Origin of the sequence: Pseudomonas sp. HN11 (assembly GCF_021390155.1) — a bacterium.
In the GTDB taxonomy this organism is placed as follows: domain Bacteria; phylum Pseudomonadota; class Gammaproteobacteria; order Pseudomonadales; family Pseudomonadaceae; genus Aquipseudomonas.
On the sequence record NZ_CP089985.1, the window covers coordinates 1658069 to 1679096 of the forward strand.

Below are 21028 nucleotides of genomic sequence, written 5' to 3' on the forward strand. Positions count from 1 at the left end.
CATTGGCGAATTCACCAATGTCCAACCAGAGGCCAGCGTCCAGTGTGTACTGTTTAGCTTCCATATCGTGGAGATCAGTTGATGATTTACGAAGGTAAAGCCATCACGGTTAAGGCTCTTGAAAGTGGCATCGTCGAACTGAAATTCGACCTCAAGGGTGAGTCCGTCAACAAGTTCAACCGTCTAACCCTGAATGAATTGCGTCAGGCCGTAGACACCATCAAAGCAGATGCTTCGGTCAAGGGCGTGATCGTCTCCAGCGGCAAGGACGTGTTCATCGTCGGCGCTGACATCACCGAATTCGTCGACAACTTCAAGCTGCCCGATGCCGAGCTGGTGGCTGGCAACCTCGAAGCCAACAAGATTTTCAGCGATTTCGAAGACCTCAATGTACCGACCGTCGCCGCGATCAACGGCATCGCGTTGGGCGGTGGCCTGGAAATGTGCCTGGCGGCGGACTTCCGCGTCATGTCGGCCACGGCCAAGATCGGCCTGCCTGAAGTCAAACTGGGCATCTACCCAGGTTTCGGCGGCACCGTTCGCCTGCCACGCCTGATCGGTGCCGACAACGCCATCGAATGGATTGCCGCCGGTAAGGAAAACAAGGCTGAAGACGCCCTGAAAGTCGGTGCCGTCGACGCAGTAGTTGCCCCGGAAAAACTGGCGGAAGCTGCACTGAACCTGATCAAGGGCGCCATCAGTGGCGAATTTGACTACAAGGCCAAGCGTCAGCCGAAGCTGGAAAAACTCAAGCTCAACGCTATCGAACAAATGATGTCGTTCGAAACCGCCAAGGGTTTCGTGGCTGGCCAGGCCGGCCCGAACTACCCGGCGCCGGTTGAAGCGATCAAGACTATCCAGAAAGCCGCGAACTTCGGTCGCGACAAAGCCCTGGAAGTGGAAGCGGCCGGCTTCGTCAAACTGGCGAAAACCTCCGCAGCCCAGAGCTTGATCGGCCTGTTCCTGAACGATCAGGAACTGAAGAAAAAAGCCAAGGCCTACGACGAAATCGCCAAGGACGTGAAACAGGCTGCCGTACTCGGCGCCGGTATCATGGGCGGCGGTATCGCCTATCAGTCGGCGTCCAAAGGCACGCCGATCCTGATGAAGGACATCAACGAGCACGGCATCGAGCAAGGCCTGGCAGAAGCCGCCAAGCTGCTGGTCGGTCGCGTGGACAAAGGTCGCATGACTGCCGCGAAAATGGCTGAGGTGCTCAACGGCATCCGTCCTACGCTGTCCTACGGCGATTTCGGCCACGTCGACCTGGTGGTCGAGGCGGTTGTCGAGAACCCGAAGGTCAAGCAAGCCGTGCTGGCTGAAGTGGAAGCCCAGGTCAAAGACGACACCATCCTGGCGTCCAACACTTCGACCATTTCCATCTCGCTGCTGGCCAAGGCCCTCAAGCGCCCGGAAAACTTCGTCGGCATGCACTTCTTCAACCCGGTGCACATGATGCCGCTGGTGGAAGTGATCCGTGGCGAGAAGTCCAGCGAGCAGGCCGTTGCCACCACCGTTGCCTACGCCAAGAAAATGGGCAAGAACCCGATCGTGGTCAATGACTGCCCGGGCTTCCTGGTCAACCGCGTGCTGTTCCCGTACTTCGGCGGTTTCGCCAAGCTGGTCAGCGCCGGTGTGGACTTCGTGCGCATCGACAAGGTCATGGAAAAATTCGGCTGGCCGATGGGTCCGGCGTACCTGATGGACGTGGTCGGCATCGACACTGGCCACCATGGTCGCGACGTGATGGCTGAGGGCTTCCCGGACCGCATGAAAGACGACCGCCGCTCGGCAATCGACGCGTTGTACGAGGCCAAGCGCCTGGGCCAGAAGAACGGCAAGGGCTTCTACGCCTATGAGGCGGACAAGAAGGGCAAGCAGAAGAAAGTGGCCGACCCGTCGGTGCACGAAGTGCTGGCGCCGGTCATCTACGAACAGCGTGAGGTGTCCGACGAGGACATCATCAACTGGATGATGATCGCCCTGTGCCTGGAAACCGTGCGTTGCCTGGAAGACGGCATCGTCGAGACCGCCGCCGAAGCCGATATGGGCCTGGTGTACGGTATTGGTTTCCCTCCATTCCGTGGTGGTGCGCTGCGTTACATCGACTCGATCGGTGTGGCTGAGTTCGTTGCCCTGGCTGACAAATACGCTGATTTGGGCCCGCTGTACCACCCGACCGCGAAGCTGCGTGAAATGGCCAAAAACGGCCAACGCTTCTTCGGTTAAGTGCCCAGACGACTAGAGCGAGAATATTGATGAGCTTGAATCCAAGAGACGTCGTGATCGTCGACTTCGGTCGTACGCCGATGGGCCGCTCCAAGGGCGGCATGCACCGCAACACCCGTGCCGAAGACATGTCGGCGCACCTGATCAGCAAATTGCTGGAACGCAACGTCAAGGTCGACCCGAACGAAGTCGAGGACGTGATCTGGGGCTGCGTCAACCAGACCCTGGAGCAGGGCTGGAACATCGCGCGCATGGCGTCGTTGATGACCCAGATCCCGCACACCGCGGCCGGCCAGACCGTGAGTCGCCTGTGCGGTTCGTCGATGAGCGCGCTGCACACCGCCGCCCAGGCGATCATGACCGGCAACGGTGATGTGTTCGTGGTCGGTGGCGTGGAGCACATGGGCCACGTCAGCATGATGCACGGCGTCGATCCTAACCCGCACATGTCGCTGTATGCGGCAAAAGCCTCGGGCATGATGGGCCTGACCGCGGAAATGCTCGGCAAAATGCACGGCATTACCCGCGAAGCCCAGGACGCCTTCGGCTTGCGTTCCCACCAACTCGCCCACAAGGCGACCGTGGAAGGCAAGTTCAAGGATGAAATCATCCCGATGAACGGTTATGACGAGAACGGTTTCCTGAAATTGTTCGATTACGACGAAACCATTCGTCCGGACACTACCCTGGAAAGCCTGGCGGCGCTGAAGCCGGCGTTCAATCCAAAGGGCGGCACCGTGACAGCCGGTACTTCGTCGCAAATCACCGACGGCGCTTCGTGCATGATCGTGATGTCGGCGCAGCGTGCCCAGGACCTGGGTATCCAGCCGCTGGCTGTGATCCGTTCGATGGCCGTGGCGGGTGTAGACCCGGCGATCATGGGCTATGGTCCAGTACCGGCCACACAAAAAGCCTTGAAGCGCGCGGGCCTGACCATCAACGACATCGACTTCTTCGAGCTCAACGAAGCTTTCGCCGCACAGGCCCTGCCGGTGCTGAAAGATTTGAAAGTGCTCGACAAGATGAATGAGAAGGTTAACCTGCACGGCGGCGCGATTGCCCTGGGCCACCCATTCGGTTGCTCCGGTGCGCGTATCTCCGGCACTTTGCTTAACGTGATGAAGCAAAATGGCGGCAACCTTGGGGTTGCAACCATGTGCATTGGTCTCGGCCAAGGCATTTCCACCGTCTTCGAACGCGTTTAAGCGTTGGGTTGACGGAAGCCGGGGCCCAGTGCCCCGGTTTTTGTTTTTTGGAATTTTTAATATTTTTTTCAACAAATTTTGTAAGAGGGCCAGAGCATGAAAGTCGAACCAGGGCTCTATCAACATTATAAAGGTCCGCAGTACCGTGTTTTCAGTGTGGCGCGGCACTCCGAGACCGAAGAGGAAGTGGTGTTCTATCAAGCTCTGTATGGCGATTGCGGCTTTTGGGTACGCCCGTTGAGCATGTTCCTGGAGACCGTCGAAGTTGACGGCGAGCAGGTCCCGCGCTTTGCTTTGGTCCAGGCCGAACCCAGTCTTTTTTCAGGGCAATAACGGCGGGTCGCGCAGAATGCTGCGCTTGACCTCACCTTGTTGCCACTATATATAGCGTTGCCGCGACAGGCGCCAACTGCCTTTCACTTCTCGAATTCAGGAATTTTCCGATCCATGGGCAAATCGCTGGTCATTGTGGAATCCCCGGCTAAGGCCAAGACCATCAACAAGTACTTGGGCAACGAGTACGTGGTGAAGTCGAGTATCGGCCATATCCGAGACCTGCCCACCAGCGGTTCGGCTAGTGCCAGCAAGGAGCCAGCCGCCAAGCGCGGCAAGGCGGCTGCGGGCGAAGGTCCGGTACTCACCCCTAAAGAGAAAGCGCGCAAGCAGCTGGTCTCGCGCATGGGGGTGGACCCGGATCATGGTTGGAAGGCCAAGTACGAAATCCTTCCAGGCAAGGAAAAGGTCATCGAAGAGCTGCGCCGGCTCGCCAAAGATGCCGACACCATCTATCTCGCAACGGACTTGGACCGCGAAGGGGAAGCCATTGCCTGGCACCTGCGGGAAGCCATCGGCGGTGACGACAGCCGCTACAAGCGTGTGGTGTTCAACGAAATCACCAAGAAAGCCATCCAGGAGGCCTTCTCCAAGCCGGGCGAACTGGACATCGATCGCGTCAACGCCCAGCAGGCCCGGCGGTTCCTCGACCGCGTCGTGGGCTACATGGTTTCGCCACTGCTGTGGGCCAAGATCGCCCGTGGCCTGTCCGCCGGCCGTGTGCAATCGGTTGCGGTGAAGCTGGTGGTGGAGCGTGAGCGCGAGATTCGTGCGTTCATCCCCGAAGAGTACTGGGAAGTCCACGCCGACCTCGGCACCGCCAAGGGCGCCAACGTGCGCTTTGAAGTGGCTCGCGAAAAAGGCGAGGCCTTCAAGCCGCTGAACGAAGCCCAGGCCATGGCCGCGCTGGAGAAGCTCAAGTCTTCCAGCTACAGCATCGTCAAGCGTGAAGACAAACCGACCAGCAGCAAGCCATCGGCGCCGTTCATCACGTCCACCCTGCAACAGGCCGCGAGTAACCGCCTGGGCTTTGGTGTGAAGAAAACCATGATGATGGCCCAGCGCTTGTACGAAGCCGGCTACATCACGTACATGCGTACCGACTCCACCAACCTGTCGGTGGACGCGGTCGCGATGGCGCGTACTTATATTGAAAGCGAGTTCGGCAAGAAGTACCTGCCGGAGAAGCCGAATGTCTACAGCAGCAAGGAAGGCGCACAAGAAGCTCACGAAGCGATTCGTCCGTCCGACGCCAACACCACGCCCGCCAAGCTGAGCGGCATGGAACGCGACGCTGAGCGCCTCTATGAGCTGATCTGGCGCCAGTTCCTCGCTTGCCAGATGCTGCCGGCGCAATACCTGTCTACCACCGTCAGCGTGGGCGCTGGCGACTTCGAACTGCGTGCCAAGGGCCGTATCCTCAAGTTCGACGGCTACACCCGCGTGATGCCGCAAATCGCCAAGCCAGGCGATGACGATGTACTGCCGGACATGGCGCAGGGCGATACGTTGAAGCTGATCAAGCTTGACCCGTCCCAGCACTTCACCAAGCCGCCGGCGCGTTATTCGGAAGCCAGCCTGGTCAAAGAGATGGAAAAACGCGGTATCGGTCGTCCTTCGACCTACGCGGCGATCATCTCCACCATCCAGGACCGTGGCTATGTCGCGCTGCACAACCGTCGTTTCTATTCGGAAAAGATGGGTGACATCGTCACCGAGCGACTGTCCGAGAGTTTCTCCAACCTGATGGATTACGGCTTCACCGCCGGCATGGAAGAGAACCTCGATGACGTGGCCCAGGGCGAGCGCGACTGGAAAAACGTGCTGGACGAGTTCTACGGCGACTTCAAGAAAAAACTCGAAGTGGCCGAGAACCCTGAGAGCGGTATGCGCGCCAACCAGCCGGTGATGACGGATATTCCGTGCACCACCTGCGGTCGACCGATGCAAATTCGTACCGCCTCCACGGGCGTGTTCCTCGGTTGCTCGGGCTATAGCCTGCCGCCCAAAGAGCGCTGCAAGGCGACCGTCAACCTGGTGCCGGGCGATGAAATCGCGGCTGACGACGAGGGTGAATCCGAGTCGCTGGTGCTGCGTGGCAAGCACCGCTGCCCGATCTGCAGTACGGCGATGGATGCCTACTTGCTGGATGAAAAGCACAAGCTGCACATCTGTGGTAACAACCCGGATTGCGACGGCTACGAGATCGAAGAAGGCAGCTACCGCATCAAGGGCTATGAAGGCCCGAGCCTGGAATGCGACAAGTGCGGCAGCGAGATGCAGCTCAAGACCGGCCGGTTCGGCAAGTTCTTCGGCTGCACCAACCCGACGTGCAAGAACACCCGCAAACTGCTGAAAAGCGGTGATGCGGCGCCGCCGAAAATGGACCCGGTGAAGATGCCGGAGCTCAAGTGCGAGAAGGTCAACGACACTTACATCCTGCGTGATGGTGCTTCGGGGCTGTTCCTGGCTGCCAGCCAGTTCCCGAAAAACCGTGAGACCCGTGCACCGCTGGTGCTGGAGATCGTGCCGCACAAGGATGAGATCGATCCGAAGTACCACTTCCTGTGTGAAGCGCCGAAGAAGGACCCGGACGGTCGTCCAGCCGTGATCCGCTACAGCCGCAAGACCAAGGAGCAGTACGTGCAAACCGAAGTGGACGGCAAGCCTACCGGCTGGAAAGCGTTCTACGACGGCGGCAAGTGGAAGGTCGAGGACAAGCGCCAGGGCGCTTGATCGACTAATCTGCGAAATACAAAGGCCGCCTGCATAGGCGGCCTTTTTTCGCCCTTGCAGTGCGCTGGACTGATCCGTGACACTGTTCAGCCAGCATCACGCTTATTCGTTGTGGAGATTGCCGTCATGGCCAACGAACTCTATACCCGTACCAATCAGAAAATTTATTTCGCGGGTTTGTCCCTGGAGGCCCTTGGTCGTGCCGAGGAAGGGAAAGAGATGAATGCCATTGCGCTGGTCCAGGCGGGGCGTGAAGCGGCGTTGTTCCATCTTTACGGCGCCTTGCTGGGCCTGTGCCATGAAATCGCCGGGTTTTACCGCCTGCCACAGGCCGGTTCGCCTCGTGCAGAAATGATCATGAATCGCGAAGTGCTGGACGCAATGGCCATTCCTGAGCTGACCGAACTGGTTGAAATGGCTCAAAGCCCTGACAGCTGGATCGCACGCTTGCTCAAGGCGCATGCGGACATGTTCCAACCGCCGCGTGTTCCTCATGTGCCTAAGGGTGACGTGACCCAGCCGTTGATCGTGGCGGTTGCGGTGGAAGAGGAAGAGCCCAAGCCGTTGAGCCGGGAAGAGCTGGAGGGCTGGCGCCAGGAGCTGAAAAAGATGGCGCTGCGCTTTCGCGAAGGCCTCAACGAGTGCTGAATATCCTGTAGGCGACCATTCATCAAGCTGTCAAGAAACCTGTTCAGATCCGCTGCGGGGCTGGGTGGATGACTGATATAATCCCGGCCTTTCGTGGAGAACAGATTTTTATGCCGACGTCCTTTCTGGAAATTGTTGAGTTGCCTGACGGCCGAATCGAGCTGCGCCGGGCTGAGGACGAGGGTTCTCTGGTTATTTTGGATTTTTCCGAAGACGCCAAGGTGTTTCTGCAGGGGCAGCACGTGGAAGTGGCTAAAGCCATGTTGAGCGTGGGGGTGCAGATGGCCGGTCGCCTGGCTGAAGGCGAACCGGAGAAAGACGAGGGGCCGCGGGTTCTTCACTGAGGCCTTTGGTGAAGGAACCCATTGTGGTCAGGCAAGCCTCTATAGTGAGTGGGCTTGTTGTGGTAAGCGGGCTTGCCCCGCGCTGCGCTACGTAGGGGACTGTCATAAATTTTGTGTTCGGGCATAACATGTTGCTAGAGGTGCATGTATGCCGACAAAAAAGAAACCGGCCCGTGAGGCCACGCGAGACCTTCCATCCATTCCCAAAGAGCTGATCGACCAGTTCGTCAGCGGTCCGATGAGTGCCGAAGCCATTCAGGACGCCTCGATGGCGTTCAAAAAGGCGCTGATCGAGCGAGCTCTTGGTGCCGAGTTGGGCCACCATCTTGGCTATCCTCAGGGCGCGGAGCGCCCTGAGGATTCGAGCAACCAACGCAATGGCAAGAGTGGCAAAACGGTGCTGACCGATGACGGCCCTTTGCGTCTGGATATTCCCAGAGATCGCGATGGAAGTTTTGCCCCGATCTTGATCCCTAAGCATGAGCGCCGTTTTACAGGCTTTGATGACAAGATCATCGCGATGTATGCCCGAGGTATGACGGTTCGCGAAATCAGGGCGTTTCTCTCGGAACAGTACGGAACAGAAGTCTCCCACGACTTTATCAGTTCCGTCACTGACGCCGTTTTGGAGGAGGTTGCCGCCTGGCAACAGCGACCGCTTGAACCGATGTACCCGGTAATTTTCTTCGATGCATTGCGAGTCAAAATTCGTGACGAAGGCCTGGTGCGCAACAAAGCGATTTACCTGGCACTGGGCGTATTGCCGGACGGAACCCGAGATATCCTGGGCATTTGGATTGAAACAACCGAAGGCGCCAAGTTTTGGATGAAGGTCTTCAACGACCTGAAAACGCGAGGCGTCGAGGACGTCTTGATCGCCGTAACTGACGGTCTCAAAGGCATGCCCGAAGCGCTGAGTGCTGTGTTTCCTGAGACGACGTTGCAGACCTGCATCGTCCATCTGATCCGCAACAGCCTCGATTACGCAGGCTGGGACAAGCGCCGTGAGCTGGCCAAGGCATTGAAGCCGATCTATCAAGCGCTCAATGCTGACCTCGCCGAGCAAGCGCTGCTGGCCTTCGAAGCCGGGCCTTGGGGCAAGCAATATCCCACGGTTGTGGCGGCTTGGAAGCGCGCTTGGGATCGGGTTATCCCGTTCTTCGTGTTTCCCCCGGCGATACGCAAAGTGATCTACACAACCAACGCCATCGAGAGCATCAATGCTCAGTTGCGCAAGATCATCAAGACGCGAGGCCACTTCCCAACGGACGATGCCGCGACGAAGCTGATTTGGCTGGGTTTACGCAATATCACCGCGAACTGGGGCAGTGCAGCCCATGACTGGAAGAGCGCGATGAATCAATTTGCGATCCTGTACGCAGATCGATTTATCAGGCCGACCTGGTAAAGCTAGGGCCTGCCTGACGGCAGGCCGTTACCGGCCCGCACACAAAAAATCTGACACTCTCCTACGTAGCGGCCCTAAATAGATTGACGCAGTAAATCAGGTATTCCACGGTGCTTGGTTTTGGGGCCGCTTCGCAGCCCAGCGCAAGCCCGCTCACCACAGAAAGCCTGCTCAGTTCAGGCTAGGCCTGTGATGTTATCCCAATCGAATATTCAAACTCTGCGCATCACCCGTGCGTGCGGCACTGATCAGCTGTTGCTTGGCGCTGAGACTCAATGGATTCAACCAGCTCACGACCGTGTGGCTACGGCCCAGGCGCAGCGCCTCGCAGGTCAACTGCTGGGCACTTTGTGCGCCACGTGGTTGCAGCAGCAGGATGCGCTCGCGGTTGAGGCCGGCGTCCCGCAGCCAGGCCTGGGTCAGGCTGGCGGGCGGGGCGATCAGTGTCAGCCAGCGTGCGTCCTGCTCTTCGCTCAGTTCACGCAGGATCGGCGCCAGCAGGCTCAGGCAGCTCCCGGCCGCACCGCGCAACGACAATTCACTGAACGCCTCAGGCTCGGCGCTCCAGGGCGCTTCGATCGTTTCCTTGAGGATGGGCGCAAGGGGTTGGGCCATGAAGGCCTCGAACAGCGACAGTTGTGTGTGTTGTGGGGTATGGACGAGTTGCATGATGCCTCCTTTAGCGGCGAATGACGCCGACGCTCAAGCCTTCAATCACCAGGTCCTGATCTTTCAGGTTCACTTCAATCGGGGCGAACTCAGGGTTCTCGGCCAGGAGCCAGACCTTGCTGCCTTCGCGCTTGAAGCGTTTGACGGTGACTTCATCACCGATACGGGCGACGACGATCTGGCCATTACGGGCTTCGCGAGTTGTATGGACGGCCAGCAGGTCGCCATCAAAAATGCCCACGTCCTTCATGCTCATGCCATGGACTCGCAACAGGTAATCGGCGCGAGGATGGAAGAAGGTAGGATTGATGTTGCAGGACTCTTCGACGTGCTGCTGTGCCAGGATCGGCGCACCGGCGGCAACACGGCCGATGATCGGCAGGGTCGATTCGTCGGCCTTGGCTTCGAACCCAGGGATACGAATACCGCGTGAAGCACCGGGAGTCATCTCGATCGCGCCTTTGCGAGCGAGGGCCTTGAGGTGTTCTTCGGCGGCGTTGGGGGACTTGAACCCCAGTTCCAGCGCAATTTCCGCTCGTGTCGGCGGGTAGCCGTTGTCATCGAGGCAGCGCTTGATAAAAGCCAGAATCTCAGCTTGGCGTGGCGTCAGTTTTAGCATGTTGATCGCTCTGTCTTTTTATACAGTGACTGGGATTATATACAGTGAATTGCGCTTGGCAATCATCCTTTTCTGCCACTCCGCTGGACGGTCATCGGCACGCTTCCTACAAACCAGGGATAGCGCTGCCTACAGACCGGTAGGGATGTGATTAAATAGCGATGAAATACATGACTGCCCGGCCGGAAAGCGAACCCGCAGGCTTGACAAGACACGCCCTGAAACGTATGTTTCAAACAAGTGTTTGTCAGGCGGAGTAGCCATGGCCCAGTCGGAAACCGTTGAACGCATTCTCGATGCTGCCGAGCAATTGTTCGCGGAAAAAGGATTTGCTGAAACTTCATTGCGGCTGATCACCAGCAAGGCTGGCGTCAACCTCGCTGCGGTGAACTACCATTTCGGCTCGAAAAAGGCTTTGATCCAGGCGGTGTTTTCGCGCTTCCTAGGGCCGTTCTGCGCCAGCCTCGACCGTGAGCTGGAGCGTCGCCAAGCCAAGGCCGACCACAAGCCCACCCTGGAAGAGCTGCTGGAAATCCTCGTCGAGCAAGCCCTGGTGGTTCAGCCCCGCAGCGGCAACGATTTGTCGATCTTCATGCGCCTGCTGGGCCTGGCGTTCAGCCAAAGCCAGGGTCACCTGCGCCGTTATCTGGAAGATATGTACGGCAAGGTATTTCGTCGCTATATGTTGCTGGTCAACGAGGCCGCTCCGCGTATTCCGCCGATCGAGCTGTTCTGGCGCGTGCACTTCATGCTCGGCGCTGCCGCATTCAGCATGTCCGGGATCAAGGCATTGCGGGCCATTGCCGAGACGGATTTTGGCGTCAACACTTCCATTGAGCAGGTCATGCGCCTGATGGTGCCGTTCCTGGCCGCCGGCATGCGCGCCGAGACCGGTGTGACCGACGCCGCCATGGCCGCTGCCCAATTGCGCCCACGCAGCAAGTCTGCGCCCACGCCCGCCAAGGTTTGACCCTACCGGGTGTGCGCGACCGCCTGCATCCGCTAAGCTAGCGGCCCATGCCGAATTCAGCTATTTACTCGCAACCCGTTGTACTCACTGTGCCTGGTGAGGGCAACGGGTTGTGTGCGTTATTTAAGGAAGGTTTATGACTGCTGCCCTGCAAGGTTCTTTGATGGTCGACGTTGCCGGCACCTGGCTGACGGCCGAGGACCGCCATCTGCTGCGCCAGCCTGAAGTGGGCGGCCTGATCATTTTCGCGCGCAACATCGAGCACCCGCGCCAGGTGCGGGAGTTGAGCGCAGCGATTCGTGCGGTGCGCCCGGACCTGCTGCTGGCCGTCGATCAGGAAGGCGGCCGCGTACAGCGCCTGCGCCAGGGTTTTGTGCGCCTGCCGGCCATGCGTGCGTTGGCGGATAACCCGAATGCCGAATACCTGGCCGAACAGTGCGGCTGGATCATGGCGACTGAAGTGCTGGCTGTGGGCCTGGACCTGAGCTTCGCCCCGGTGCTGGACCTGGACTACCAACGCAGCGCCGTGGTCGGCACCCGTTCCTTCGAAGGCGACCCCGAGCGCGCCGCCGTACTGGCCGGTGCCTTCATCCGTGGCATGAACAGCGCTGGCATGGCTGCCACTGGCAAGCACTTCCCTGGTCACGGTTGGGCTGAGGCCGATTCCCACGTCGCGATTCCCAATGATGAACGCAGCCTTGAGCAGATTCGCGCGAATGATCTGGTGCCTTTCGCACGCTTGAGCAAGCAACTCGCGGCAGTGATGCCCGCGCACGTAATCTACCCGCAAGTCGACGCCCAGCCTGCCGGCTTTTCGCGCCGCTGGTTGCAGGACATCCTGCGCGGCGAGCTGCAATTCGATGGGGTGATTTTCAGTGATGACCTGTCCATGGCCGGCGCCCATGTGGTCGGTGATGCAGCCAGCCGCATCGAAGCGGCTCTGGCGGCCGGTTGCGACATGGGGTTGGTATGCAATGATCGCGCAGCTGCCGAACTGGCGCTGACTGCCGCCCAGCGTATGAAAGTCAAGCCATCGGCTCGAATTGCACGCATGCGTGGCCAGGCGATTGCGTCGACGGACTACAAGCAGGATCCACGTTGGTTGGTGGTCTTGACTGCGTTGCGGGATGCTCAATTGATCGAATGAAAACCGCAGCGCGTCCTTCGCGGGCTTGCTCGCGAAGGCGATCTAACATTCAGCGCTTCTCTTGCTTATTCGGTAATGGCGCAAACAACGCTTCGATATCCTCGTTGCCCAGTTGCCAATCCCCAGTGGTCCGCCCATCCAGCACGCCCGCCGCCAAGTCGGACTTTTCCTTCTGCAGATGCTGGATTTTCTCCTCCACCGTGCCCCGGGCGATCATCTTGTAGACGAACACCGGCTTCTCCTGACCGATGCGATACGCACGGTCAGTCGCCTGGTTTTCCGTGGCCGGGTTCCACCAGGGATCGTAATGGATCACCGTATCGGCTTCGGTCAGGTTCAGGCCTACGCCACCGGCTTTCAGGCTGATCAGAAAAATCTGTAGCTTGCCGCTCTGGAAGTCCTTCACCGGCGTACGTCGATCCCGGGTCTGGCCGGTGAGCAGTGCGTAAGCCACGCCCCTTTTTTTCAGCTCGACTTCGATCAGGCTCAACATTGAGGTGAACTGGGAAAACAGCAGGATCCGCCGGCCTTCCTCAAACAGCTCCTCAAGCATTTCCATCAAGCTATCGAGTTTGCCCGAGCTGCTGCCACGGGCGGGTAGGGATGCGTCGTTGACCAGCCTTAAGTCGCAACACACCTGGCGCAACTTCAGCAGCGCCTCAAGAATGATGATCTGGCTGCGCGCCACGCCTTTGCGGGTGATTTCGTCGCGGACTTTCTTGTCCATGGCCAAGCGCATGGTTTCGTACACATCGCGCTGGGCCTCATTGAGCTCGACCCAGTGGATGATCTCGGTCTTGGGGGGCAGCTCGGTGGCCACTTGTTCCTTGGTGCGGCGCAGCAGGAAGGGTTTTATCCGACCATTGAGGTGCTGCAATCGCACATCGCTGGCGCGCTTTTCGATGGGCACGCGGTAATCGCGGTTGAAGCTTTTTACATCACCGAGCCAGCCCGGCAGCAGGAAATGGAACAACGACCACAGTTCGCCCAAGTGGTTTTCCAGCGGCGTACCACTCAGGCACAGGCGCTGGCGTGCGTTCAGCTCGCGAGCCGCCTGGGCCGCCTTGCTGGAGGGGTTCTTGATGTACTGGGCTTCGTCGAGGATCAACACGTGCAAGGGCTGGGCGGCTAGCTGTTCGATGTCCTTGGGCAGCAGCGCGTAGGTGGTCAGCAGCAGATCGTAGTCGTTTAGATTGGCAAAATGTTTCTTACGTGCTGCGCCATACAGCGCCAACACCTTGAGTTGGGGAGTGAAGTGCGCCGCCTCATCGAGCCAGTTGGGAATCAGGCTGGTGGGCATCACTACCATGCATGGCCGATCCAGGCGACCGGCGACTTTTTCACTGAGAATATGCGCCAGGGTCTGCAGGGTTTTGCCCAGTCCCATGTCATCCGCAAGTATCCCGCCAACCTCCAGTTGGCGCAGTGACTGCATCCAGCTCAAGCCTTCCAGTTGGTAAGGACGCAAGGTCGCGTTCAGCCCCTTGGGCGCCACGCAGGTGAAATCCTTGATATCCCGCAGACGCTGGGCAAAGTTACGGATCTTCTCGCCACCTTCCCATTGCAGCGGCAGGTCTTCCAGTGGGTTCAGCCGAATTGCATCGGCCTTGGCCAGGCGCAGCGTGGTGGTGCCGGCGTCCTGTAGGTAGAACTCGCCGAGGGTCGCCAGCACCGGTTTCAATCGGCCGTAGGGCAGCGCGACTTGTATCGGGCCGTGGCCATTGGGCAGGCCTGGGATGTTCACCAGGATCAGCTCATCATCGCGGCGCCGCGCAAGTTTCTCCGGGTTGAGGATCTCGGTGTGGGAGCGCATCAGGTTCAGCAGGATCGGCAACAGGCTCAGCCGCTCACCGTTGACGATGATACCCAGCTCCAGGTCGAACCAATCACGCTCCGGGCCTTCGTCAACCGTGGCGTACCAGTCATCGACGGCGCTCAGGTCGAAGCCGAAATCCTCATCGATCTGCAGCTCCCAGCCCTCGGCCCTCAACGTCGGCGAAGCATTGAGGGTGAAGTTCAGCCAGGCACTGTCATTGACCATCTCGAACAACTCGCCGGCGCTTTCCGGCAGCGCCTTGCTCTGGCGCGTGGCGATCTTGAAACCCAACAGGCGCAGTTGTTCGCGATACGGTTGTTCCAGTTCGGGATGTCGCTTGATCCGCAGGCTTTGGGTGTCCTGACGCACGATGATGTCGGCGTTTTTCTGCCCGCTGACGTAGTTGCCCAGGTAGTTGAACGACAGCGCCGCCCGGTGCTGGATATAGCGCTGCATCTTGCCATTGCGCGGTTCAAAGGCGCTGAACTCGACACTGGCCATCCACAGGCGCGGCACCGGCAGCACATCCTCCATCACCACTTGCGGCAGCACCGCACGGTTTTCCAGCACAGCCTGGAGTTTTCCCAGCAGTTCGGCATCCTGTGCGGCGGCGGGGTAGGCCAGGGTTTCCTGGACCTTGAGCAATACCGCGGCGATGTGTTTGCAGTTGGTGTGCACCGGACAGGTACAGCGGCTGTCCACCAGGATCAATGTGCCCTTTGCCGATTCGCGCAGCGAAATGGTCTGCCGATACACATTGCCACCCGAACCCTCGCAACTGGCGACGATGGTGCTGTCGCCGCACTCGACGATGCGTACTCGGTTTTCCAGGGCATAACGTCGCCCGCGCTCCAGGCTTTGCTCTTTAAAGCGATTGGCCCACGAAGGAGCCAGGGGTTTGGTCAAGGGCGACGTCAGGGACATGGTGCTGGATCAGTCCTGAATATCGGGCGGTGGCGCGCTGGGTGGCTTGGCGGTCAGCGAGGTGATCTTGATCAGCAGCGCCAGGTGGCCACCGTCCAGGTAGTTGAGCTGGTTGTTCTTGGTACGCACGTCGGTCTGGCTCAGGTGCTCGCTGGCAATCACGTTGCCGTTGGCGTCGAACTGGTTGATCCAGAAGTTCGCATCGATATCGGTAAAGCGCCCCAATTGCAGGCTCAATACGCCCTCGATGGGAAACTGGCCGAACTGCTCCTGGCCGTCGGTGATCGCGACCTTGACCGGCTGCTCGCCAAGGTTCTGTTCCCACGCCTTATGTAACAGCACCGTGTAAGTGGAATCGGCACGCAGCTTATCGACAATATTGGAAAGGCGCGGCGGGCTCAGCCTATCGCCCAGGCGCGCTGCCCCCGCATCCCAGTTTTCCGGCGCGGCACGGCTGTTGATCATCGGCTCGGCGTTCTGGCGCACCAGGATCATTTCCACCTGGTACGGGCTGTCGGCGAACGCCGCAGGTGCCATTACTACCAACAACAAGCTCAAAATGCGGAACAGGCGCATTGGGGCGTCCTTCAAGCAGATTTCGGGATGAGGCGCTCGAACAACGCCTCCAAGGTATTAAAGCGTTCTTCGGCACGTTCCATCGGCACCATGAATTTGAACAGCGTAGCCCCTTCGAACTTGTAACGGTTGGGCTGACCCTGGATCAGTTTGATCAGCACCAACGGGTCCACCGGGGTCTGCGCTTCGAATTCGATGCGTCCACCCTGCGGCCCGGCGTCGACCTTCTTGATGCCCAGCTGTTCGGCCTGCAATTTCAGCAGGGTCAGGCGCACCAGGTTCTTGGTCGGTTCCGGCAGCAAGCCGAAACGGTCGATCATCTCCACCTGCAGGTCTTTAAGACCTTCTTCATCGGTGGCCGAGGCGATGCGCTTGTACAGAATCAGTCGTGCGTGCACGTCCGGCAGGTAATCCTCGGGAATCAACGCCGGCAAGCGCAGGTTGATTTCCGGCCCGCCGCCCAGCGGTTGATCGAGGTTCGGTTGCTCGCCCTTGCGGATGGCTTTCACCGCGCGCTCAAGCATCTCCATATACAGCGTGAAACCCACCGCCTGGATCTGCCCGCTCTGGCCGTCGCCCAGCAGTTCGCCGGCGCCACGGATTTCCAGATCGTTGGTGGCCAGTACAAAGCCGGCGCCCAGGTCCTGGGTGTTGGCAATGGCCTCCAGGCGTTTTTCCGCATCACCGGTGATTTGCTGGCGCGGTGGCGTCAGCAGATAGGCATAGGCCTGGTGGTGGCTGCGCCCAACGCGGCCGCGTAATTGGTGAAGCTGTGCCAGGCCAAACTTGTCGGCGCGCTCGATGATGATGGTGTTGGCGCTCGGCACGTCGATGCCGGTCTCGATGATGGTCGAGGCGATCAGCACGTTGAAGCGCTTGTGGTAGAAGTCGCTCATCACCTGTTCGAGTTCGCGCTCGCGCATCTGCCCGTGGCCGATGGCGATACGCGCCTCCGGCACCAGCTCGGCGAGGTCGGCGGCGCATTTTTCGATGGTCTTCACGTCGTTGTGCAGGTAATAAACCTGCCCGCCGCGCAGCAGTTCACGCAGCAGCGCTTCCTTGACTGTGCTCTTGTTCTGTTCCATCACGAAGGTGCGCACCGACAAACGGCGCGCCGGTGGCGTGGCGATGATTGACAGGTCGCGCATGCCCGACACCGCCATGTTCAGCGTGCGCGGAATCGGCGTGGCGGTGAGGGTAAGAATGTCGACTTCGCTGCGCAGGGCCTTGAGCTGTTCTTTCTGACGTACACCAAAGCGGTGTTCTTCGTCGATGATCACCAGGCCGAGGTTTTTGATCTTCACATCGTCCGACAGCAGCTTGTGGGTGCCGATGACGATGTCGATCTTGCCTTCGGCCAAATCGGCGATGGCGGCGTTCACTTCCTTGGCCGATTTGAAGCGGCTCATGACTTCCACGGTCACTGGCCAGTCGGCAAAGCGGTCGCGGAAGCTGTTGTAGTGTTGCTGGGCGAGCAGGGTGGTCGGCACCAGGATCGCGACTTGCTTGCCGCCGTGCACGGCGATGAAGGCGGCGCGCATGGCCACTTCGGTCTTGCCGAAACCCACGTCGCCGCAGACCAGGCGGTCCATCGGCTTGGGCGCAAGCATGTCGGCGCGCACGGCTTCGATGGTGGTTTGCTGGTCCGGGGTTTCTTCGAAGGCGAAGCCGGCGCTGAAGGTGGCGTAGTCGGCTTTCGGGTCGGCAAACGCGTAACCCTCGCGCGCCGCGCGGCGTGCATAGATGTCGAGCAGTTCGGCAGCGACGTCGCGCACTTGTTCGGCGGCCTTGCGCTTGGCTTTCTGCCAGGTCTCCGAACCCAGGCGGTGCAACGGCGCCAGGGCGTCGTCGCTGCCGGTGTAGCGCGCAATCAAATGCAGGTTGGCCACCGGCACATAGAGTTTGGCGCCCTCGGCATATTCCATGGTGAGGAATTCGGCGGCCTGATTATCGATCTCCAGAGTCTGCAGGCCCAGGTAGCGGCCGACGCCGTGATCGATGTGCACCACCGGCGCGCCTTCACGCAGCTCGGTGAGGTTTTTGATCACCGCATCGTTGTTGGCATCGGCGCGTTTTTCGCGGCGACGGCGCTGCATCACGCGCTGGCCGAACAGCGGGCTTTCGGCGATCAGCGCCAGGGCCGGATCATCCAGCAACAGGCCTTCGTCGAGCGGTGCGATGGTGATCGCCAGGCGTTCTTTGCTTTTGACGAAATCCGGCCAGCTGTCGACGGTTTTCGGTCGCAGCTTCAGGCGCTCAAGCAACTCCAGCAGCACTTCGCGGCGGCCGGCGGACTCGGCGGTAAACAGCACGCGGCCGGGGAAGTCGCCGAGGAAGTTGGACAGAGCTTCCAGTGGTTGCGTGGCTTTGGCCTGGATCGCCAGATCCGGCAGCGTTCCCGCAGGGAAACGCTCGCGGCCGACGCCGGTTTCCACATCCTGCTGGCTGGCAACCACGCGCGGCCAGCTTTTCAGGCGCGCGAAGCAGTCTTCCACCGGCAGGAACAGCTCAGCGGGCGGCAATAGAGGACGGGACGGGTCGACGCGGCGCTCTTCATAGCGATTGCGCACGTCGTTCCAGAAGTTTTCCGCAGCTTGTTCGATACCTGGCAGCGAGAACACTTGAGTGTCCTGGGGCAGGTAATCGAACAGGGTGGAGGTTTCGTCGAAGAACAGCGGCAGGTAGTACTCGATACCGGCCGGGGTAATCCCGCTGCTCAAGTCCTGAAAGATCGGGCAGCGGCGGAAATCTACGTCGAAACGTTCACGGAAGCGCGCCTTGAAGCGGGTAACCGCGTCTTTTTGCAGCGGGAATTCCCGTGCGGGCAGCAGCTTGACCGAGTCGACTTTATCGACAGAGCGCTGGTTTTCCGGGTCGAAGGTGCGCAGCGTCTCGATTTCGTCGTCGAACAGGTCGATGCGGTAGGGCAGCTTGCTGCCCATCGGGAACAGGTCGATCAGTGCACCACGCACCGCGAATTCACCGTGCTCGTACACCGTGTCGACGCAGCGATAACCGCTGGCTTCCAGGCGTGTGCGCATTTGCTCGACATCAAGCTTCTGGCCGATATCCAGCACCAGGCTGCTGCCCAGCAGGAACTTGGTTGGCGCCAGGCGATGCAGCGCCGTAGTAATCGGCACCACCAGTACGCCGTGGGCCAGTTCCGGCAAGCGGTACAGGCTGGCGATGCGCTGGGAGATGATGTCCTGGTGCGGCGAGAACAGGTCGTAGGGCAGGGTTTCCCAGTCGGGAAAGTGCAGCACCGGCAAATCGGGGGCGAAGAAGCTCAGCTCCTGCTCCAACCGTTCGGCGCTTTGGCTGTCGGCGGTGAGCAGCAGGGTAAAGCGCTTGGCTGCGCTGGCAGCCTCGGCGATGGCCAGGCTCAGGGCGGCACCGGGCAGGTTGCCCCAATGCTGTTTACCTGCCGCGGCAGGGAGAAGCGGTAGACGCAGGACGGGCACGGAAGGTTGAGCTCCAAGCGTTGCGACAAAGTCGGTAATTGTAACGGGCCAAGGTGCCGCCTGTCAGTTTATGACTGAGCCTATAACGGTTTGTGGGAAATGTAGTGGCTAAGACAAACAATGGTGTGTTTTGACTCAATATGTAGTGCCAAAATGTACGCGTTTTTCGGAGGGTTACGGACAAGTTGTCCTGCGGGTGCCATTGGTGGCCTTCTGGAACCCGCGTATTTACTGGGCTGTAGCGGGGTGTCAATTTTTCGCAAGGACTTTTTGTTGCCGGACGCGCATTGCTCCGAGGGCGGGCGGGCGGCATAATGTAGCCCCTTTTTTCAGCCCCTACATGTGGAAGGTTCCCGTGACTCAGAAGCCCGACCAGTGTCTTGGTGAATGGATCGACCGTGAAGCACTCGCAGAAGCGATGATCCCGCTTATCGGTCAGCTGTACCGCAATAACAATGTGGTGAGCTCGATCTATGGCCGCAGCCTGATCAACCAGTCCGTCATCGCGATTCTCAAAGCCCACCGCTTTGCGCGTCACCGTTCTGCCGACGACAGCGAACTCTCCGTCCACGAAACATTCCCACTGCTCAAGGCCATGAGCGAGCTCAAGCTCGGCGCGGCTTCGGTAGACCTGGGCAAACTGGCCTATAAATTCCGCAAGGAAGGCGCCGGCCGCAGCGCCGAGCAGTTCGTGCGTGAAGAAATGGCCGATGTGGTTGGCCAGCAAAACGCCGCTGCCCGCAAAGGCACCGACGTTGTACTGTACGGCTTCGGTCGTATCGGCCGCCTGCTGGCACGCATCCTGATCGAAAAAACCGGTGGCGGCGACGGCCTGCGCCTGCGTGCCATCGTTGTACGCAAAGGCGCCGAGAACGACCTGACCAAACGCGCCAGCCTGCTGCGCCGCGATTCGGTACACGGTCCGTTCAACGGCACCATCGTCATCGACGAAGAAAACAATACCATCACCGCCAACGGTAACCTGATCCAGGTGATCTACGCGAAGAATCCGTCCGAGGTGGATTACACCCAGTACGGCATCAAGGACGCCCTGCTGGTGGATAACACCGGCGTATGGCGTGACGCCGAAGGCCTGGGCCAGCACCTGGCCTGCCCGGGTGTTGACCGCGTTGTCCTGACCGCGCCTGGCAAAGGCAAGCTGAAGAACATCGTTCACGGTATCAACCATGCTGAAATCACTGCTGACGACAAGATCGTGTCCGCCGCTTCCTGCACCACCAACGCCATCGTGCCGGTGCTGAAGGCGGTGAATGACAAGTTCGGCATCGTCAACGGCCACGTTGAAACCGTTCACTCGTACACCAACGACCAGAACCTGATCGACAACTTCCACAAGGGCGATCGCCGTGGCCGTAGCGCCGCGTTGAACATGGTGATCACCGAGACCGGTGCAGCCACCGCTGCTGCCAAGGCCCTGCCTGAGCTGGCCGGCAAGCTGACCGGCAACGCGATCCGCGTGCCGACGCCAAACGTGTCGATGGCCATTCTCAACCTGAACCTTGAAAAAGCCGCCACCCGTGAAGAGATGAACGAGTACCTGCGCTACATGGCGCTGCACTCCGATCTGCATAAGCAAATCGACTTCGTCAACTCCCAGGAAGTGGTTTCCACCGACTTCGTTGGCTCGCGCCACGCCGGTGTGGTGGACGCGGAAGCGACCATTACCCAGGACAACCGCGTTGTACTTTACGTTTGGTACGACAACGAGTTCGGCTACAGCTGCCAGGTGGTTCGCGTGATGGAAGACATGGCCGGGGTCAACCCGCCTGCATTCCCGCGCTAAGCTTTTGTGCTGAATGAAAAAGCCCCGACTGGTTCGACTGGTTCGGGGCTTTTTTGTGGTTGAGGGCCTCTTCGCGAGCAAGCCCACATTCGACCGGTTTCTTCAGGGCAAGCGCGGTTAAATGTGGGAGCGGGCTTGC

General features: G+C 59.6%; 15 protein-coding genes. 10 read left to right on the forward strand and 5 right to left on the reverse strand.

Features of this window, described 5'->3' with window-relative positions; translation table 11 throughout:
- Positions 1–81: 81 nt before the first annotated feature.
- The 7 genes from fadB to LVW35_RS07615 all read left to right on the forward strand — a co-directional run bounded on the left by fadB (position 82) and on the right by LVW35_RS07615 (position 8903).
- Positions 82–2229, forward strand: coding sequence for a fatty acid oxidation complex subunit alpha FadB (gene fadB, locus LVW35_RS07585; protein WP_233894570.1), 2148 nt, complete (start codon positions 82–84; stop codon positions 2227–2229).
- A 29-nt stretch (positions 2230–2258) separates the two neighbouring features.
- Entirely contained in the window at positions 2259–3434 is a 1176-nt protein-coding gene (gene fadA, locus LVW35_RS07590) for an acetyl-CoA C-acyltransferase FadA (protein WP_016975260.1), read from the forward strand.
- Positions 3435–3530: 96 nt separating this feature from the next.
- On the forward strand, positions 3531–3767 hold the full coding sequence (locus tag LVW35_RS07595) for a DUF1653 domain-containing protein (protein WP_233894572.1): 237 nt from the start codon (positions 3531–3533) through the stop codon (positions 3765–3767).
- A 114-nt stretch (positions 3768–3881) separates the two neighbouring features.
- Positions 3882–6503 carry a type I DNA topoisomerase gene (gene topA, locus LVW35_RS07600; protein WP_233894574.1) on the forward strand — a complete coding sequence of 874 codons (2622 nt, stop codon included), beginning with the start codon at positions 3882–3884 and terminating at the stop codon, positions 6501–6503.
- A gap of 126 nt (positions 6504–6629) precedes the next feature.
- Complete coding sequence (locus LVW35_RS07605) at positions 6630–7151, forward strand: DUF6586 family protein (RefSeq protein ID WP_233894576.1); 522 nt, start codon at positions 6630–6632, stop codon at positions 7149–7151.
- Positions 7152–7261: 110 nt separating this feature from the next.
- A complete protein-coding gene (locus LVW35_RS07610) occupies positions 7262–7495 on the forward strand; it encodes a hypothetical protein (RefSeq protein ID WP_014717511.1) in 234 nt (77 codons plus the stop codon).
- A 148-nt stretch (positions 7496–7643) separates the two neighbouring features.
- Complete coding sequence (locus LVW35_RS07615; protein ID WP_233891656.1) at positions 7644–8903, forward strand: IS256 family transposase; 1260 nt, start codon at positions 7644–7646, stop codon at positions 8901–8903.
- Positions 8904–9098: 195 nt separating this feature from the next.
- Here LVW35_RS07615 and sulA read toward each other — a convergent pair whose 3' ends face one another.
- Positions 9099–9572, reverse strand: a complete 474-nt coding sequence (sulA, locus tag LVW35_RS07620; protein WP_233894578.1) for an SOS-induced cell division inhibitor SulA — start codon at positions 9570–9572, stop codon at positions 9099–9101.
- Positions 9573–9582: 10 nt separating this feature from the next.
- Positions 9583–10191, reverse strand: coding sequence for a transcriptional repressor LexA (gene lexA, locus LVW35_RS07625; RefSeq protein WP_003172575.1), 609 nt, complete (start codon positions 10189–10191; stop codon positions 9583–9585).
- 262 nt (positions 10192–10453) lie between these two features.
- Here lexA and LVW35_RS07630 point away from each other — a divergent pair, with 262 nt between their 5' ends.
- Positions 10454–11161 (forward strand): TetR/AcrR family transcriptional regulator, encoded by a 708-nt coding sequence (locus LVW35_RS07630; protein ID WP_233894580.1) that lies wholly within the window; start codon positions 10454–10456, stop codon positions 11159–11161.
- A 136-nt stretch (positions 11162–11297) separates the two neighbouring features.
- Complete coding sequence (nagZ, locus tag LVW35_RS07635; protein WP_233894582.1) at positions 11298–12308, forward strand: beta-N-acetylhexosaminidase; 1011 nt, start codon at positions 11298–11300, stop codon at positions 12306–12308.
- A 49-nt stretch (positions 12309–12357) separates the two neighbouring features.
- On the opposite strand, the gene LVW35_RS07640 is transcribed toward nagZ, so the two are convergent.
- Genes LVW35_RS07640 through mfd form a run of 3 tightly spaced genes read right to left on the reverse strand, consistent with a single transcriptional unit; the run spans position 12358 to position 19085 of the window.
- Positions 12358–15048, reverse strand: a complete 2691-nt coding sequence (locus tag LVW35_RS07640) for a DEAD/DEAH box helicase (RefSeq protein ID WP_233894584.1) — start codon at positions 15046–15048, stop codon at positions 12358–12360.
- Between the two features lie 9 nt (positions 15049–15057).
- Positions 15058–15624, reverse strand: a complete 567-nt coding sequence (locus LVW35_RS07645) for a CsiV family protein (protein WP_233894586.1) — start codon at positions 15622–15624, stop codon at positions 15058–15060.
- 11 nt (positions 15625–15635) lie between these two features.
- On the reverse strand, positions 15636–19085 hold the full coding sequence (mfd, locus tag LVW35_RS07650; protein ID WP_233894588.1) for a transcription-repair coupling factor: 3450 nt from the start codon (positions 19083–19085) through the stop codon (positions 15636–15638).
- Positions 19086–19425: 340 nt separating this feature from the next.
- Between mfd and LVW35_RS07655 the strand changes: the two genes are divergently transcribed.
- Complete coding sequence (locus LVW35_RS07655) at positions 19426–20889, forward strand: glyceraldehyde-3-phosphate dehydrogenase (RefSeq protein ID WP_233894590.1); 1464 nt, start codon at positions 19426–19428, stop codon at positions 20887–20889.
- Positions 20890–21028: the final 139 nt, after the last annotated feature.

Bases quoted from the DNA above. Each gene is read 5' to 3' on its own strand.
- fadB (WP_233894570.1), top strand. From the start codon at position 82: ATGATTTACGAAGGTAAAGCCATCACGGTTAAGGCTCTTGAAAGTGGC.
- fadA (WP_016975260.1), top strand. From the start codon at position 2,259: ATGAGCTTGAATCCAAGAGACGTCGTGATCGTCGACTTCGGTCGTACG.
- LVW35_RS07595 (WP_233894572.1), top strand. From the start codon at position 3,531: ATGAAAGTCGAACCAGGGCTCTATCAACATTATAAAGGTCCGCAGTAC.
- topA (WP_233894574.1), top strand. From the start codon at position 3,882: ATGGGCAAATCGCTGGTCATTGTGGAATCCCCGGCTAAGGCCAAGACC.
- LVW35_RS07605 (WP_233894576.1), top strand. From the start codon at position 6,630: ATGGCCAACGAACTCTATACCCGTACCAATCAGAAAATTTATTTCGCG.
- LVW35_RS07610 (WP_014717511.1), top strand. From the start codon at position 7,262: ATGCCGACGTCCTTTCTGGAAATTGTTGAGTTGCCTGACGGCCGAATC.
- LVW35_RS07615 (WP_233891656.1), top strand. From the start codon at position 7,644: ATGCCGACAAAAAAGAAACCGGCCCGTGAGGCCACGCGAGACCTTCCA.
- sulA (WP_233894578.1), bottom strand. From the start codon at position 9,572: ATGCAACTCGTCCATACCCCACAACACACACAACTGTCGCTGTTCGAG.
- lexA (WP_003172575.1), bottom strand. From the start codon at position 10,191: ATGCTAAAACTGACGCCACGCCAAGCTGAGATTCTGGCTTTTATCAAG.
- LVW35_RS07630 (WP_233894580.1), top strand. From the start codon at position 10,454: ATGGCCCAGTCGGAAACCGTTGAACGCATTCTCGATGCTGCCGAGCAA.
- nagZ (WP_233894582.1), top strand. From the start codon at position 11,298: ATGACTGCTGCCCTGCAAGGTTCTTTGATGGTCGACGTTGCCGGCACC.
- LVW35_RS07640 (WP_233894584.1), bottom strand. From the start codon at position 15,048: ATGTCCCTGACGTCGCCCTTGACCAAACCCCTGGCTCCTTCGTGGGCC.
- LVW35_RS07645 (WP_233894586.1), bottom strand. From the start codon at position 15,624: ATGCGCCTGTTCCGCATTTTGAGCTTGTTGTTGGTAGTAATGGCACCT.
- LVW35_RS07655 (WP_233894590.1), top strand. From the start codon at position 19,426: ATGTGGAAGGTTCCCGTGACTCAGAAGCCCGACCAGTGTCTTGGTGAA.